Genomic DNA, 14,977 nt, shown 5'->3' on the forward strand with positions numbered 1-14,977 from the left:
GGCGCTTTCAGTGAGGGAGGTCGGACACGGGCTCGTCGCCCGCGTCTGGCAAGTCGCCGATATCGGCGGACAGGTCGTCTGTCAGGTCGGCATCCGGGTCGACGGCCACCAGGCGCGCCGGCGCCCGCTTGAACACGTCGGCCAGGGCGCCGTTGATGATGCGCTCTTTCAGGACGTCGGTATCCATCATCAGGTCGAGCAGCGGGCCTTCCAGGATGAAGTCGCCGCGCCGCTCGATGAAGCCCAGCTTGGCCAGGGTGCCCAGATTCATGTCCATGCGCGTCTTCTTGCCCAGCTTGTCGCCGAAGTCGGACAGCAGCGCCTTGTAGGAAATGCCGATCGACGCGTCTTCCGCGCGCGGCAGGGGCTTTTCCGTGCCAAACATGTCATTTTGATCATCATCGGCGTGCTGGTGCGTTTCCTGGCGTTCGCGCTTGGGCAGGATGATCTGCGCCCACAGCACCACCAGCAAGGCCACGCCATCGCGCGCCAAACCAAAATTGTTGTTTTGCCACACGTCGCGCGCGCCGAAGATCTTCGGCTCGATGGTGCGCGTCAGGGCCAAAGTCACATGGTCGGCATACACGTTGTCGAGCAGTTTCAAGCCGCAGGCCAGCAGGCGCGCATCGATTTCGGCGCGGAACAGCTCGTCGGACAGCACGCGCTTGACGAGCTTGTCGTCGCGGCGCAGGGTTTGATGCGTGAGCAGGCGCGCAATCAGGATTTGGGAATCGTCATTCATCGGCGGTGCCGCTATCTAAATCAAGTGAAACATTCAGTGAAAGCGAGGCGATCGACATGGCCGCCACGTGGGGGTCGGTCAGTTGGACCATCTCGTCGGTCGGTGTAAAGGTAATCGGCAAGCGGGCCAGTTCGGCCGTCGAGCCTTGCAAGCTCGCTTCGGACACGTCGCCCAGCAGCGGCAGCATCGAGGCGCGGTAGGACGCCACGGCAAAGCTGGCCGGCAGCAGCGAATCCTGCACCGGTACGCTCTTCGGGCCCTCTTCGCCGATGCTGGGGAAATTACCCAGGCTGGCAAAGTTCGACAGGCGTTCGAGCAAATCATCGAGTTCAAGCTGCATGGCGGGACCGTCGCTGATGGTGGTGGGCGCGTCCTCTCCGCTGGGCAGGCCCGTGTTGGTGACGCCTGCCGCCCGTTCGGACAGCAGTTCCGTTTCGGCCACGTCGATCATTTCGGCCGGCGTGGAGAACAAGGGCACGACGGGCTGGTCGATGGCGCCTTCGGCCAGGCTGGCCAGGTCGTCGTGCAGCAAGAGCCAGCGCTTGATGTCGGTGGTCGACAGGCCCGACTGGCCCAGGTGCACCCGCTGGCGCTCGATCTGGTTCAGGGCGCGCGAAAACATGCCTTGCATGTTCAGCAATTTACTTTGCGCGCGGCCAATCGCCTGCGCCGCCTTGTGCGTGGCGCTGTCCGCGTTTTCATCGGAGGTGATGGCCACGAGAATCTCGGACCCCTTCTCGACCCAGTCGCAAGCCATGTTCCACTTCGCCTGCGCCGTGCGCAGCCGGAATTCCGAACCGGAGGCAATCGCGTCGGAGAATTCCTCCGTCAAGTCGACCAGGCGCCCCAGCAGATGTTGCAATTGTTCCACGGACACGCCGCCGACGGCTTGCGCGCCGGCCACCTGCGACAGCAAAAAGCCCATTTCGGCCTCGTCTTCCGTCTGGCCCAGCCCCAGCAAGCTGTCGATGGCGGACAGCACATTGCGCGCCATGGGCGTGACGCGGTACACGCCCTGCTGCGCATCCCAGGCCAGCAGCTGGTTCGAGCGCAGGCGCAGCAAGACCGTTTCCAGGCTTTCCGGCAACAGATAGGCCAGTTTCGTGTTGATATCGGCGCGCGTATAGGCGGACGTGGCCGCATCGGACGCCAGCTCGCGCAACACCAGCAGACGCACCAGCACGCCATCGAAACCGCCATGGAACAGGGCCGTAAACACTTGCAGCAAGGGTTGCGCCCGCTTCAAGTGAAAGACTTGCTCGATCTCGTCGGCCGAAATATTGGGCTGGAAATGCGCCTGCAAGGAATCGTGATGCTCCTGCTCTGTCTGATTTGCATCCGTTGCCACGGCTGCACTTGCCATTATATCAATCATTCTTTTCCGGATGAGTGTTCAGCGGGCGGCGCTGCGGGCTAACGCGGCGCTGCGGGGCGGGGGCGTCAGTATATCAGTTCTAACATGCAATTTAGCGCGTGGGAGGGGGAGGTGCGGACACGGCGCAACACAGCCGCAGCGCCGTGCCGGGCTAGAATGGCAAAACAGGGAAGCAAACCCTGCCTGCCTGGCCCCGCACACTGGTGAGCACTTACTTTTTATTGATCTTCTGCAAGGTTTGTTCGACGTAATCGCCGTCTTCATCGGCGAACGTCACCTTCACGGGATACCATTCCAGCGACGGCGCCAGCCACAGGTCCACTTGCTGGCCCTTCTTGTCCGGCGGCGGCGCCTTGACCAGGTGGATGGCGGCCACTTCGCCCAGGCCGGTGGCGACCTTGTCCTCCTTGACGACCTTGAAGGTCCACGGCTCGGCGTCGTGGCGGCCGGCAACGAAGAAGCTCCATTCCGAGCCCGGCGTGAATTTCTCGGGTGCGGCGCGCGCCACACTGACCAGTTGCCAGACGGTGCTGTTGCGGTCCTGCTCGCCGCCTTTCAGCGGATAGCTGTCATCGCCTTCGCTGAAGACGATGGTCTTGCTGTCGCGCTTGAAGGTGGTGGTGGCCGCTTCCTTGCGGAAGCGTTTTTCCACGAACTGGACCGGCGCCAGGCCGTAATCGTCGACCGCGCCTTCGCTGCGCTGCTCGAGGATCTTGCCGAACAGGGCAGCCTTGGTTTCGGCCAGCAGCGAATACTTGCCATCGCCGGCGCGCCAGTTGCTGACGGATTCGCCCGACAGCGCAATGCCGCGCTGCCTGGCCTTGATCGAGTAGACGAGGTCTGCCGATGGCGCCAGCTTGTACGGGCGCTTGATGACGGGATGCTCCACGGGCGCGTCGGCCATGGCTGGAGTCAGGGTGGCGGCCAGCAGGCTGGCGAACACAACGCGTTTTAAAGTAGTCAAAGTAATCATTTATTTTCCTGTAGCGTCATTGACGCGAATTTGGGTCACGGTTTGCGTAGTCAGCGCCCCGTTCGCTTCGGTATTGCGTATTTGTACCGGATACCATTGCATGGACGGCGCCAGCCAGATATCGAGCTGCGACGAATACGTGCCGGGCTTCGGTGGCCGGCGCACATGCCAGGTCACCAGGCGGCCCATTTTGGTCTCCAGTTCTTCCTCGCCCACCAGCTGGAAGCGGAACACGGTCGCTTCCTTTTCCTCGCCGACGAGGATGTCGATATTGCCCGCCAGCTGGTTGACGTCGGCGCGGCCGATGGCGGCCAGCTGGAACGGCACGGTCGCCTTGTCCTGCGCCCCCTCCTGCCATGGCACCGTCGCCGTCGTGGCCGAAAACGTGATGGCCCTGGCGTCGCGCTTGAAATGCGTGGCCGTTTGCGCGCGGCCCTTGCGTTTTTCCGTGGCCGTGACGGGCACGATGCCGCTGCCATCGATCAAGCCCTCGCTGGTCAGCACCAGCAGGTTGATGCGGGTGATCAGCATGCTCAAGCCCACTTCCAGCTTCAGCTGATACGTGTCGCCCCGGTTTTCCCACGCCATGGCGGCCACGCCCTGCCACTTGGTACCGTCCGCATCGCGCCGGTCCACGTGCAGGTCGAACTGGGCCGAGGCAGGCGCGTTCGTCTTGTAATGCCGGGCCTGCTCCACGGGCGGTGGCGGCGCGGCAGCCGGCGCGGGCGCGGCAGCCACGGCTGGCGCGGGCGCCGTGATGGCCGGGGCAGCCACGGCTGCCGGCTCGGAGGTGGCAGGGCCTTCCGGCGCGTCGCTGGCAGGCGCCGTCCACTGTGGCACTTCGCTCGACGGCAGCGCCGTCGGCAGCGGCGGTGGCGGCAAGCGGGGCTCGGGCACGGGCCGCAGCTTCGGCGGCGGCGCCACCGGCACGGGCCTGGGCGGCTCGGCGATCAAGGCCATGCTGACCATCTGCGCATGATCCTGCCCCAGCGGCACCATGCCGGCATGCGAGGTGAGCCATTCCAACGCCACGTAATGCAGTGCGCCGATGACCGCGACAAAGACGACGGTACGGCGGCGCGGTGGCGAAAAGAAGGAGTCAGGCATCATAGGCCGTAGTGTAACGCTTCCGCCCCGCTTCCCGCTTCTTGCCCGTGCTCAACTCTTGATGTTTTATGTAAGAAAATGTTGGTGGCATTGCGTCAGTTGCAAGCCGATATCTGCTACGCTAAGGCTATCCATCTACCAGGAGATTTCGCATGGCAAACCCGCAAATGCCCCAAATGCCGGGCGCAGCAGTTGTGACCGATACGCTCGACTTCGTCAAAAACCTGTGGGGCAGCATGAGCGTGCCCGGCATGGGCGTGCCTGGCATCACGGCGCCTACCATGTCGGTGGAAGAGCTGGACAAGAAAATCAGCGACCTGAAAGCCGTCGAAGCATGGCTGAACCTCAATACCAGCATGCTGCGCGGCAGTATCCAGGCATTGGAAGTGCAGCGCGGCACCATCGCCACCCTGAAATCGATGGGCGCTTCGCTGGCGGCGGCCATCACCCAGCCCGGCGCCAGCGAGAAAACCGTGTTTGAATCGGTGCCCTACGCTTCCGCGTTTTTCCAGCAGGCAGCACCTGTACCTGAACCAAAACCGGCTCCCGCACCTGTGCCCGCGCCGGAACCGGCTGCGGCGGCGCCCAGCGATGCCGGCAGCCAGGCGGCAGCCCAGCTGGCCAATCCAAGTGCCTGGTGGAATTTGTTACAAGATCAGTTCAAGCAAGCCGTGTCGACGGCCATGTCGCCCGACGCCGCCAGCGCGGCAGCGGCCAGCTTTGGCAGCGCGAGCAAAGCCAAACCGGCAGCGGGCAAGCCTGCAGAAGCAGGCACGGCAGCCAAGGCCAAGGCCCCGCTGCGCAAGGCGCCGGCAAAACGCGCGGCACCCAAGTCCAAGGCGCCAGGCAAATCCTGACGGCCCGGAGAGGCGATATGATCAGGCGATACGATGAATGCGGATCGCCTCGATCTGATTGTCGGCCTGGCGTTTTACGTCACCGATCGTGATCAGGCCTTCGTCGGCCAGCGCCTTGGCGTGCTCGTACGAAGACTGGAATGTTTCCAGCGTGTCTCCCTTGGCGGCCACCGGGCGTACCCAGGCAACGGCGCCGACTTTCATTTTTTTGTATACTTCATTGACCACATCACGCATAGTTTCTTCCTTATTGTTGTAGAGCAACTCAAGCGCAGGCGAACCCACGCTGGCCCCTAGTTTATCATCCGGCACGCTCCCGCACGGCTTTTCCCCCTTTTTCCGGCGCCGGCGGCGCTTTTTCCGCCACCACGACGGCCTCTTCCGGCCCGGGCGGGGGCGTCAGCTGCACCAGTTGCTCCATCAATTGCGCGAAGCGCTGCTGTCCTGGTGCAATTTTGTCTACATACAACAACACTTCCATCGCTTCGGCCGCCAGCTCCGCCTGGTAGCCGCGCTGTTCCAGGAAGGAAACGATGATTTGCGCGGAATTGAACAGGATGCGCAGGTTGTTCGGCAGTTTTTCGCGCGCCGCGCGCATCCACGCCACGGCTTCGTTCAGCTTGTCCGTCTTCCACAGCAGCACGCCCTTGTTCATCAAGTCCGACGCTTCCTTGCGCGAGGCGATGATCAGGCTCGTGCCCTCGTCGCCCATCTTCGCCTTGTCGAAGATTTTCTGTACTTCGTCCTGCACCACCTGGTTGTCGTGGTTGTTCTTCACCACGTAGCACAGCAGGCCGGCCGGCGCATCCTTGACGCCGACGGCGAACAGCAGGGTCGCCAGTTCCATGCAGATACTTTTTTCAGGCCGCGCCGGGTCTTCCAGCAGCATGGCTTCCAGTTCGTCGCCGCACTTGCGCGCGCGCCGGTAGTCGCCCGTTTCGTGGTGCACCATGCCTTCCGTGATCTTCGCGCGCAAGCCGATCTGCTCGGGCGAGAATTCGCGCTGCGCCAGCAGCAGCCATTGCAGCGCTTCCTTGGCATCCTTTTTCAAGCCGCACACGCGCGCCAGGCCCAGGTAGGCATCCGGCGTCTTCATGACGGAAAATTCCCCGATGGAAATACATTTGCGGAAAGCCTTTTCCGCCATGCTGACATTGCCTATTTTTAAGGCAGCGAGGCCCAGGTTGCGCTGGCGCGGCACGGAATTGGGCGACAGGCGCGCCGCCTTTTCCAGCACGCCGCACGCTTCCTCGTGCTGGCCCATCAGCTGGTAGGCGACGGCCATCTGGTCGTAGGCATCGATGTAGTACTTGTTTTCGACGATCACGCCCTGGAAAATCTGCCGCGCCGCCTCGTGTTCGCCGTTATTCATGCGGATCTTGCCCAGGCCCGCCCTGGCCCAGCTGTAATCGCGCTCGGCCAGCACTTTTTCGTACACGGCGCGGGCTTTTTCCGGCTCGCCGCTTTTCAGCAGCAAACTGGCCTTCATGCGCAGCAATTCCAGCTCGTGCAGCTTGTTGACCTCGATCTGCGCATCGCACAACTTGGCCGCGCGCAGATAATCCTTTTCCATGCAGGCCTGGTCGATTTCGCGGAATACCTGCTTCTTGTGCCACACGCGGTTCAGGCGCGTCAGCAGCACGCCTTCCGTGATGGGCTTGATCAGGTAGGCGTCGGGCTGGTGCTCGGCCGCGCCCATCACGGATTCCACGCTTTTTTCGGCCGACACCATCAGCCACACGCTGGACGGCGCCGTCAGGTTGCGCACGCGCGTCTCTTCCAGCACTTGCTGGCCATTCTTGCCTTCGCCCAGGTTGTAATCGCACAGCACCACGTCGTAGCGCGTCTTGGCCAGCAGCTTCATGGCTTCGCCGCCGCTGGCCGCCTGGTCGATATGGCGCGCGCCCAGGTTGCGCAGCGATTCGCGCAGCAGGATGCGGATGCCGATGAAGTCGTCGACCAGCAGATAATGCTTGTCGGCCCAGTCGGTGCTGCCCGCTTCGGCGGCAGTGGCGTGGCTGTCTGTCGTCATGGCATCCTCGTTCAGGGCAGGCGCAGGATGAAACAGCCGCCGCCCAGGGCGCCGCCGTTTTCCAGGGCGATGCTGCCGCTGCTGCCCCTGTGCTTGTGCATCTTTGCCACTTCGCTGGAAAAATACAGGCCCAGGCCCGTGCTGTTGGTGGAAAAATTCACGCCGGCCGCCATACCATCCATGGCCGCGCTGCCCGCGTCGAGCAAGGCCTGCGTATAGCCGTCGCCATTGTCTTCCACGCGCAGCTCCAGCATGCCCTCGTGCTCCCGCACCGACAGGCGGATCGTGTCCTTTGTGTAGCGGATGGCGTTGTTGATGGCATGCGCGAGCACGCCGATAACGAGGTCTTCATCGAGGGTCCAGATCAGCTCCGGCGGGCAGGCGGTTTCCAGATGGATGCCTTTCGAGGCCAGCAGGATCTTTTCCTGGTCCACCACCTGGTCGATGACCTGGCTCACCAGCTGCGGCTGCACGTCGAACGGGTAGCCGGGCTTGCCCACTTCCTTGTACAGGGCCAGCAGCTGGATCAGGTTATCGTTGAGGCGCTTGGTCTGGTACAGCATCTGCGCCATCTGCAGGTAGGCGGGGTCGGCCTGGGGGGCTTCTTTCGCCTGCTCGGCCGCCAGCAAGGATTCCAGCGTGCCGCTGACGACGCTGATCGAGTTTTTCATGTCGTGCACGGTCGACGCCAGGAACAGGAATAGCTCGGGCGAGCTGTGTTGATCTTCCACTGGATATCTCCTTGGGGCCGCAGCTTGAATATTGCCAAGGATAAATTATACCGCCAGCCTGCGGGCGCCAGCCAGCCGCGCGCAAAGTCCGTGATCTGACGCAACAATGCCGCCCCCGCTGACGCAAGGGCGGCATTCGCATGACAAGGCGACAATATCAGCGCCGGGCGCCCGCCAGGCGGCGCACCACGGCGATCATGCGGTCGATCTCCTCATACGTGTTGTAGAAGGCGAACGATGGCCGCACGGTCGCTTCCACGCCGAAGCGGCGCAAAATCGGCTGGGCGCAGTGGTGGCCCGAACGCACGGCGATGCCCTCGTCGTTCAGGGCGCGCCCCACCTCCGCCGGCTCGTAGCCGGCCAGCACGAACGACGCCACGCTGGCCTTGTCCAGCGCCGTGCCGATCAGGCGCACGCCGGGAATCGATTGCAGCTGCTGCGTCGCGTATTCCAGCAGCGCGTGCTCGTAGGCGGCGATGTTTTCCAGGCCGATGCGCTGCACGTAATCGATGGCCGCGCCCAGGCCCACGGCATCGGCGATATTGCCCGTGCCCGCCTCGAAACGGTTCGGCACGCCCTGGTAGACGGTGCGCTCGAACGTGACGTCGGCAATCATGTTGCCGCCGCCCTGCCACGGCGGCAATTGCTCGAGCAAGTCCGCCCTGCCATACACGGCGCCGATGCCCGTCGGCCCGAACACTTTATGCCCCGAAAACACATAGAAATCCGCGCCCAGCGCCTGCACGTCCACGCGCAAATGCGACACGGCTTGCGCACCGTCGACCAGCACGCGCACGCCGGCCGCATGCGCCAGCGCGATGATCTGCGCCACGGGCGTCACCGTGCCCAACGCATTCGACACCTGCGTCACGGACACCAGCTTGGTGCGCCCGTTGAGCAGCTTGCGGAACTCGTCGAGCAGTACCTGCCCGCTGTCGTCGACGGGAATCACGCGCAAGGTGGCGCCCTTTTCCGCCGCCAGCTGCTGCCACGGCACGATGTTGGCATGGTGTTCGAGCTGCGAGACGATGATCTCGTCGCCGCTGCCGATGTACTTGCGCCCAAACGTGTTGGCGACCAGATTGATGCCTTCCGTGGCGCCACGGACGAAGATGATTTCATTGGCCGAGGCGGCGCCAAGGAAATTGGCCACCTTGGCGCGCGCCGCTTCATACGCATCGCTGGCGCGCGCCGCCAATGCGTGCGCCGCGCGGTGGATGTTCGAATTCTCGTGCGCATAGAAATACGACACGCGGTCGATCACCGATTGCGGCTTGTGCGTGGTGGCCGCATTGTCGAACCAGGCCAGCGGCTTGCCGTTGACGCGTTCGGCCAGCACGGGAAAATCGCGCCGCACGGCGTGCACGTCGAATGGCGCCGGCGTTTGCCCATGCCCTTGCTGCCGCGCAGGCAGCCCGGTCTGGAAATAGAACGCGGGCTGGCTGTTGGGCGGCGTCACGGGCAGCTGGCGCGCGGGTGCCTGCTGTGGCGTGGCAAACAGCCCCCTTAAATCATCGGGGGCCGCTTGTCCCAGCCCCTGCTGCGCCAGGCCATCGAGCTTGCCATTCGACGCGGGATAGCCATGCGCGCCACCGATAAAATAATACGGCGACGGCGCTGCAGGCGCATTGATCGCCGACAAGCGCGGCGTTGGCACGGAGGCCGGTGCCGGCGCGATGGGCGCTTCCAAAGGCGCCGTCACGGGCGGCACTTGCGCCGTCGCCACGCCGGGAGCGATGGCGGCGAACGCAGGGCCGGGCTGGGGCGGCGCACGGTTCACGTAGCGGGGCGCCGCATCGAGCACGCTGCCGGAACCGCCAAGGCTGGGGGATTTATCGAGACCAGGCAAGCGCGCGAAAAACTCGCCCGCCAGGCGGTTCAGGGTCGCTTCATCGGGTAAAAACGGGACGGCAGGCAAGCCTGCCGCACCATCACTTGTAGGTGTCTGGGTAGTCATGGTATTTACCGATCTCCACGTCTTCCAGTACGGCCAGCGCATCGTCGGTCAGCACGGCCAGCGAGCAATACAGCGAAATCAGGTAGGACGAAATCGCGTGGCGGTTGATGCCCATGAAGCGCACGGACAGGCCCGGGCTTTGCTCGCCCGCCAGGCCAGGCTGGAACAGGCCGATCACGCCTTGCCGCTGCTCGCCCGCGCGCAGCAGAATGATTTTCGTCTTGCCGTCCTCGATGGGCAGCTTGTCGGACGGCACCAGCGGCACGCCGCGCCACGTCAAGAACTGGGAGCCGAACAGGCTGACGGTCGGTGGCGGCACGCCGCGGCGCGTGCATTCGCGGCCAAAGGCGGCAATCGCCAGCGGGTGGGCGAGGAAAAAGCCCGGTTCTTTCCACACTTTCGTCAGCAGTTCGTCGAGGTCGTCCGGCGTGGGCGCGCCCGTCAGCGTAAAGATGCGCTGGTCGTCGTGCACGCTGGCCAGCAGGCCGTAATCGGGATTGTTGATCAACTCGCTTTCCTGGCGCTCCTTGATCGTCTCGATGGTCAGGCGCAGCTGCTCCTTGATCTGGTCGTGCGGGCTGCTGTACAGATCGGACACGCGCGTGTGCACGTCGAGCACCGTGCTGACGGCATTGAGAAAATATTCGCGCGGCTGCTCGTCGTAGTCGACGAAGGTTTGCGGCAGTTCCGACTCGTCGCGCTGCGAGCAGGCCACGCGCACGTCCTTCGGGTTTTTGACGCGATTGAGGCGGTAGATACCCGCTTCCACGGGCAGCCATTGCAGCAGGTGCACGAGCCAGCGCGGCGTGATCGTGGACAGCTGGGGGACGCTCTTGCTTGCATTGGCCAGCTGGCGCGCGGCGTTATCGCCCAGCGCAAACTGGCTATCGGTTGCTTCTGCCATGACTACTCCTGATGAGAAAAGTGAATATGCTTATCTGAAAAACAAATAAAGTATCGGGCGTCTCCCCATTCTTCTCAACATGCTATCGCCATCATCGTGGCGCTGAATCCACCCGCTTTAATCCACCAGTTCCGGTTCGCAGCGCGCCATCAATCCCGCCAGGCCGACGCCCAGCGCGATGGCCAGCTTTTCCACCGTCAGCAGCGACGGCGTGGCGGCGCCCCGTTCGATTTCGCCGATAAATGAACGGTTCAAGTCGGCCGCTTCGGCCAGCCGCTCCTGCGACCAGCCATGCCCTTCGCGCAACTGGCGCACGGCCAGTCCAAACTGTTTGATCAACATGCTGTCCTCATGGGTGGTGGGCAAAGACGGGGTGGGATGGCGCCGGCGGCTCCGGTGCTTCCTGCTGGTTGTGCGCTTGCGTGACGTGGCTGCCGGGCGCCACGCTGCGGGTCAGCCAGACATTGCCGCCGATGACGGAGCCCTGGCCGATGGTCACCCGTCCCAGGATCGTCGCGCCCGCATAGATGACCACGTCGTCCTGCACGATGGGGTGGCGCGCCAGCCCCTTTTTCAGCACGCCATCAAAGCCGACGGGAAAGCGCTTGGCGCCCAGGGTGACGGCTTGATAAATGCGCACCCGCTCGCCGATGATGGCCGTCTCGCCGATCACCACGCCCGTGCCATGGTCGATGAAAAAGCTCGAACCGATGACGGCGCCCGGGTGGATGTCGATGCCCGTCTGCGAATGGGCCACTTCGGCGATGATGCGCGCCACCAGCGGCGCGCCGAACGCGTACAAGGTATGCGCCAGGCGGTAGTGGATGATGGCCAGGATGCCCGGATAGCACAGCAGCACTTCATCGACGCTGTGCGCGGCCGGGTCGCCATGGAAGGCGGCCGCCACGTCCGTGTCGAGCCGGGCGCGGATGCGCGGCAGCGCGCGGGCGAAGCGCTGCACGATGGCCAGCGCCTGCTGTTCGATGGACACCGCCTGCTGCAAGCCGTGCTGGCGCGCGTGGTAACTGAGTTCGCGCCGCACCTGTTCGTGCAAGCCCGTCAAGGTCGTGTCGAGCGTGTGGCCGACAAAGAAATCCTCGCTCTCCTGCTGCAGGTCGAGGGGCCCAGGCGCATGGGGAACAGGGCCGCGCACAGGGCTTTGATGATGTCGTGCAGATGCTGGCGCGACGGAAATTCGCGCGCGCCGCATTCCTGGCTGCTGGCCAGCCCCTCGCGCCACTGCGCGCGCACGGCGCGCAATTCATCGACGATCTGGTGCAGTTCCCATTGCGGCTGCGCGGCAAGGGAGGCCGGGGGAATGGCTCGCTGGTTCATGGTGGTTCCGGGAAGAGGTTTAATCTTGCAGCCAGGGCAGCGCATGCCAGCGCCAGCCGCCGCTGTGGCCGCGCTGCTGATGTGCGTCAAGGTCGCCCTCGAAGCCTTGTGCGATATTGAAGACGTGCGTAAAACCGGCCTTGGCCGCCGCTTCGGCGGCTGCGGCCGAGCGCTTGCCGCTGCGGCACAGCAGCACCACGACGGCCTCCTTGCCGCCCGCCTTCGCTTCGAGCTCGCGCACAAAGCGGGGGTTGCGGTTCATGGCCGTGCCGGTGGCCCACGCCACGTGCAGCGAGGCGGGCACGTAGCCGACAAAAGTGCGTTCTTCATTCGTGCGCACGTCGACCAGCACGGCTTTGCCGGCCTGCACCAGTTGCCACGCATCCTGCGCGCTGACGACGCCCGCATACGGCAAGCCCTGCGCCTGCGCCTGGGCGCGCGCGTGATTCAGCACTTCGTCAAAGGCCGCCTCGCCGTGCGCGGCGCGGGGATCGAAAATCAGTTCTGCAGCAGCCATGGTTCCACCTCTTTAATCCGTCGTCAAAAACCAGCACGAGTCCACTGTAGCGAACTTATGTTGTTCGGAAAACAAATTAAAAAGAGTTTGGAAAGCTGAAAAACAGATATAGGGATGACGCGCGGAGCGTCCGCATAGGGGGGCAGACCCTCATGTGCGTTGGCGCCAGGCTTTGCGTCAGCGGTGTTGAGGGTCTGACCCCAGCCGTCGCCTGCTCTGCACCAACGCTCAACCAGCGCGCCGGCGCTCGCGCAACAGGAAGCGCGCAGGATCCAATGCGGCGGCAAGCGAAGATTCCAGCGGCAGCGGCTCCCCCTCCAGCTGGCAAGCCAGCAGCTCGGCCGCCAGCGGCGCCCAGATCAGGCCGCGCGAGGCGTAACCGAGCAAGCCATGCAGGCCGGGCCAGCGCGGCACGTCGCGCAGGCGCTCGCAGCGGCCCGGCACGCCGGGGTCGGGCAAGGCGCCCGCCAGCGGCAAACGGTCCGGCGCCACGCAGCGAAAGCCCGTGCGGCCGGCCAGCGGCGCGTCGAACGGGGCCACGTCCAGGATGCCGGCGATCTTCGCGATATTTTCTTCCTGGCTCGACGGGCGCAGCTTGGCGTCCGCGTCCGCGTCGTAGCTGGCGCCCACGCAGACGATGCCCTGGTGCGCCGGCGTCATATAGGCTTCGCGGCAGACGACGAACGGCAGCGATGGCAAGCTGCCTTCGGCCAGGTGCGTGACCTGGCCGCGCACGGCGTCGAGCGGCAGGCCGGCCGCCTGTTCAAAGTGTACAGCGCCCGTGCCCGCCGCCAGGATGACGGTGGGCGCGGCGGCGATCAGGGCACCGTCCGCATCGCGCACCAGCCATTCGCCGTCGCCGCGCTCCAGGCGCAGGGCGCTGCTGGCAAAGCGCCGCGTGAGCAAGGCGCCGCAGGCGTCCAGCATGGCCGCGCAGACGGAGGATGGGCGCGCCCAGCCGCCCTGTGCGAACCACCAGGCGCCATCGGACGCCGGCGCGCCCAGCATGGCGGCCGCTTCGGGCGCTTCCAGCCAGCGGGCGAAGCCGGGCGGATACAGGCCGCTGCCGGCGATCTGCCGCTGCACCTGCGCATGCGCGCCATCGCGCGCCAGTTGCAGCACGCCGCATTGCGCGCCGTCAAAGGCAACGCCGATGCCGCCCAGGTCTTGCCAGTAGCGCAGCGAGTACAGGTAGGCGGCGCGCACCAGGCGCGTGGCGATATTGTCGTCCTTCGACAACTGCGGCATGAAGATGCCAGCCAGGTTGCCCGACGCTTCGCTGGCCGGCTGGGCGTGGCGTTCGATCAGGGTCACCTGCCAGCCGCGCGCGGCCAGCCGTTCGCAGGCGGCGGCGCCGGCCACGCCCGCGCCGACGACGATGGCGCGCCGCTCGGGCGCCACAACTGCCACGTGCTCTGCGCGCCGTGCATAGAACACGGCGCGCAGCTGGCTCTCGTCAAACACAAAGCCATGCTTTTGCAGGGCCGCGCGCTGCGCTTCCTCCAGGTGCACGGCTTGCAGACGGGCGCCATCGGCCATCAGGCGCGCCAGCACCGGCGTGGCTGCCGGCACCCAGGCCAGGTGTACTTCATCGACACGCGCCGACAATTGCGCCAGGCAGGCATCGGACTCGCCGATCAGCACATCGAGCGTGACGAGACCGTCGCGCGACACCATGCGGTGCAGGCCCGGCACGCAGGGCGGCCACTGTGCGCGCCACGGCTCGGGCAAGTGGCTGGCATCGACGGGACGCGGCGCCAGCGCGATGTAATGCAGCTTGCGGCCGCCATGCGCGGCGCAGGCGGCACGCAGGCGCGCGCCGTCGAAATCCGTGTCGAGCAGGACGTGTGCGCGGCGCATCAATGCCCCGCGCGGCAAAAGCAGGCGGGCGCGTGGTCGTTGACCATGCCGATGCCCTGCATGTAGGCGTAGATGATGGTCGAACCGACGAACTTGAAGCCCCGCTTGAGCAAGTCTTTCGACAGTTTGTCGGACAGGGCCGTCGTGGCGGGGAATTCGCCCGGCTGCCAGCTGTTGACGATGGGCAGGCCATCGACGTACGCCCACAGGAAGCTGTCGAGCGTGTGGCCCTCGGCGCGCAGGCGCAGGTAGGCTTGCGCATTCGTGATGGCCGCCGCCACCTTCAAGCGGTTGCGCACGATGCCGGGGTCCGCCAGCAGTTGCGCCACCTTGTCCGGACCGTACGCGGCGATTTTTTCCGCATCCCAGCCGTCGAAGGCGGCGCGGTAGGTATCGCGCTTGTTGAGGATGGTTTCCCAGCTCAGGCCAGCCTGTGCGCCTTCCAGGTTCAGCATCTCGAACAGCCGGCGCTCGTCGTGGCAGGGCACGCCCCACTCCGTGTCGTGATACGCAAGGTAGCGGGGATTGGCCGGATTGGCCCAGGCGCAGCGGATAATAGTCATGGTCGTCGTCTTCATGTGCAGGCA

At 64.8% G+C, this 14,977-nt stretch carries 14 protein-coding genes and 1 pseudogene; 1 reads left to right on the top strand and 14 read right to left on the bottom strand.

Translation table 11 applies throughout. The features are described 5' to 3' along the window. Positions 1-7: 7 nt before the first annotated feature. From AC07X6_RS04825 to AC07X6_RS04840, 4 genes are all read right to left on the bottom strand, one after another. The gene (locus AC07X6_RS04825) at positions 8-742 is read right to left on the bottom strand and encodes a hypothetical protein (protein WP_494790265.1); all 735 of its coding nucleotides are present in this window, start codon (positions 740-742) and stop codon (positions 8-10) included. After that, positions 735-2,105, bottom strand: a complete 1,371-nt coding sequence (locus AC07X6_RS04830; protein ID WP_152284932.1) for a hypothetical protein — start codon at positions 2,103-2,105, stop codon at positions 735-737. The genes AC07X6_RS04825 and AC07X6_RS04830 overlap by 8 nt, the downstream gene beginning before the upstream one ends. A gap of 223 nt (positions 2,106-2,328) precedes the next feature. Further along, on the bottom strand, positions 2,329-3,090 hold the full coding sequence (locus tag AC07X6_RS04835; RefSeq protein WP_230541349.1) for a DUF3108 domain-containing protein: 762 nt from the start codon (positions 3,088-3,090) through the stop codon (positions 2,329-2,331). Then, on the bottom strand, positions 3,091-4,200 hold the full coding sequence (locus tag AC07X6_RS04840; protein WP_494790266.1) for a DUF3108 domain-containing protein: 1,110 nt from the start codon (positions 4,198-4,200) through the stop codon (positions 3,091-3,093). 149 nt (positions 4,201-4,349) lie between these two features. Between AC07X6_RS04840 and AC07X6_RS04845 the strand changes: the two genes are divergently transcribed. Further along, a complete protein-coding gene (locus AC07X6_RS04845) occupies positions 4,350-5,054 on the top strand; it encodes a PhaM family polyhydroxyalkanoate granule multifunctional regulatory protein (RefSeq protein WP_474294407.1) in 705 nt (234 codons plus the stop codon). A 21-nt stretch (positions 5,055-5,075) separates the two neighbouring features. On the opposite strand, the gene AC07X6_RS04850 is transcribed toward AC07X6_RS04845, so the two are convergent. The 10 genes and pseudogenes from AC07X6_RS04850 to AC07X6_RS04895 form a co-directional block, all read right to left on the bottom strand. Further along, positions 5,076-5,291 (bottom strand): hypothetical protein, encoded by a 216-nt coding sequence (locus AC07X6_RS04850; protein ID WP_034753454.1) that lies wholly within the window; start codon positions 5,289-5,291, stop codon positions 5,076-5,078. 64 nt (positions 5,292-5,355) lie between these two features. Next, complete coding sequence (locus AC07X6_RS04855; RefSeq protein ID WP_474294405.1) at positions 5,356-7,086, bottom strand: response regulator; 1,731 nt, start codon at positions 7,084-7,086, stop codon at positions 5,356-5,358. Between the two features lie 11 nt (positions 7,087-7,097). After that, complete coding sequence (locus tag AC07X6_RS04860; RefSeq protein ID WP_230541344.1) at positions 7,098-7,817, bottom strand: sensor histidine kinase; 720 nt, start codon at positions 7,815-7,817, stop codon at positions 7,098-7,100. Positions 7,818-7,974: 157 nt separating this feature from the next. Next, on the bottom strand, positions 7,975-9,774 hold the full coding sequence (locus AC07X6_RS04865) for a family 2A encapsulin nanocompartment cargo protein cysteine desulfurase (protein ID WP_494790267.1): 1,800 nt from the start codon (positions 9,772-9,774) through the stop codon (positions 7,975-7,977). Beyond that, on the bottom strand, positions 9,749-10,678 hold the full coding sequence (locus tag AC07X6_RS04870; RefSeq protein WP_230541342.1) for a family 2A encapsulin nanocompartment shell protein: 930 nt from the start codon (positions 10,676-10,678) through the stop codon (positions 9,749-9,751). Before AC07X6_RS04870 ends, AC07X6_RS04865 begins: the two co-directional genes overlap by 26 nt. A gap of 117 nt (positions 10,679-10,795) precedes the next feature. Continuing rightward, positions 10,796-11,020, bottom strand: a complete 225-nt coding sequence (locus AC07X6_RS04875; RefSeq protein WP_086147172.1) for a helix-turn-helix domain-containing protein — start codon at positions 11,018-11,020, stop codon at positions 10,796-10,798. Positions 11,021-11,027: 7 nt separating this feature from the next. Further along, positions 11,028-12,013 (bottom strand): annotated as a pseudogene (gene epsC, locus AC07X6_RS04880) (serine O-acetyltransferase EpsC). Between the two features lie 19 nt (positions 12,014-12,032). Then, the gene (locus AC07X6_RS04885) at positions 12,033-12,530 is read right to left on the bottom strand and encodes a rhodanese-like domain-containing protein (RefSeq protein ID WP_494790268.1); all 498 of its coding nucleotides are present in this window, start codon (positions 12,528-12,530) and stop codon (positions 12,033-12,035) included. A 228-nt stretch (positions 12,531-12,758) separates the two neighbouring features. After that, on the bottom strand, positions 12,759-14,390 hold the full coding sequence (mnmC1, locus tag AC07X6_RS04890; RefSeq protein WP_494790269.1) for an FAD-dependent 5-carboxymethylaminomethyl-2-thiouridine(34) oxidoreductase MnmC1: 1,632 nt from the start codon (positions 14,388-14,390) through the stop codon (positions 12,759-12,761). Beyond that, the gene (locus AC07X6_RS04895) at positions 14,390-14,953 is read right to left on the bottom strand and encodes a DNA-3-methyladenine glycosylase I (RefSeq protein WP_494790270.1); all 564 of its coding nucleotides are present in this window, start codon (positions 14,951-14,953) and stop codon (positions 14,390-14,392) included. Before AC07X6_RS04895 ends, mnmC1 begins: the two co-directional genes overlap by 1 nt. Positions 14,954-14,977: the final 24 nt, after the last annotated feature.

The sequence above is a fragment of the Janthinobacterium sp. GW460-12-1-14-LB5 genome (genome assembly GCF_059423585.1).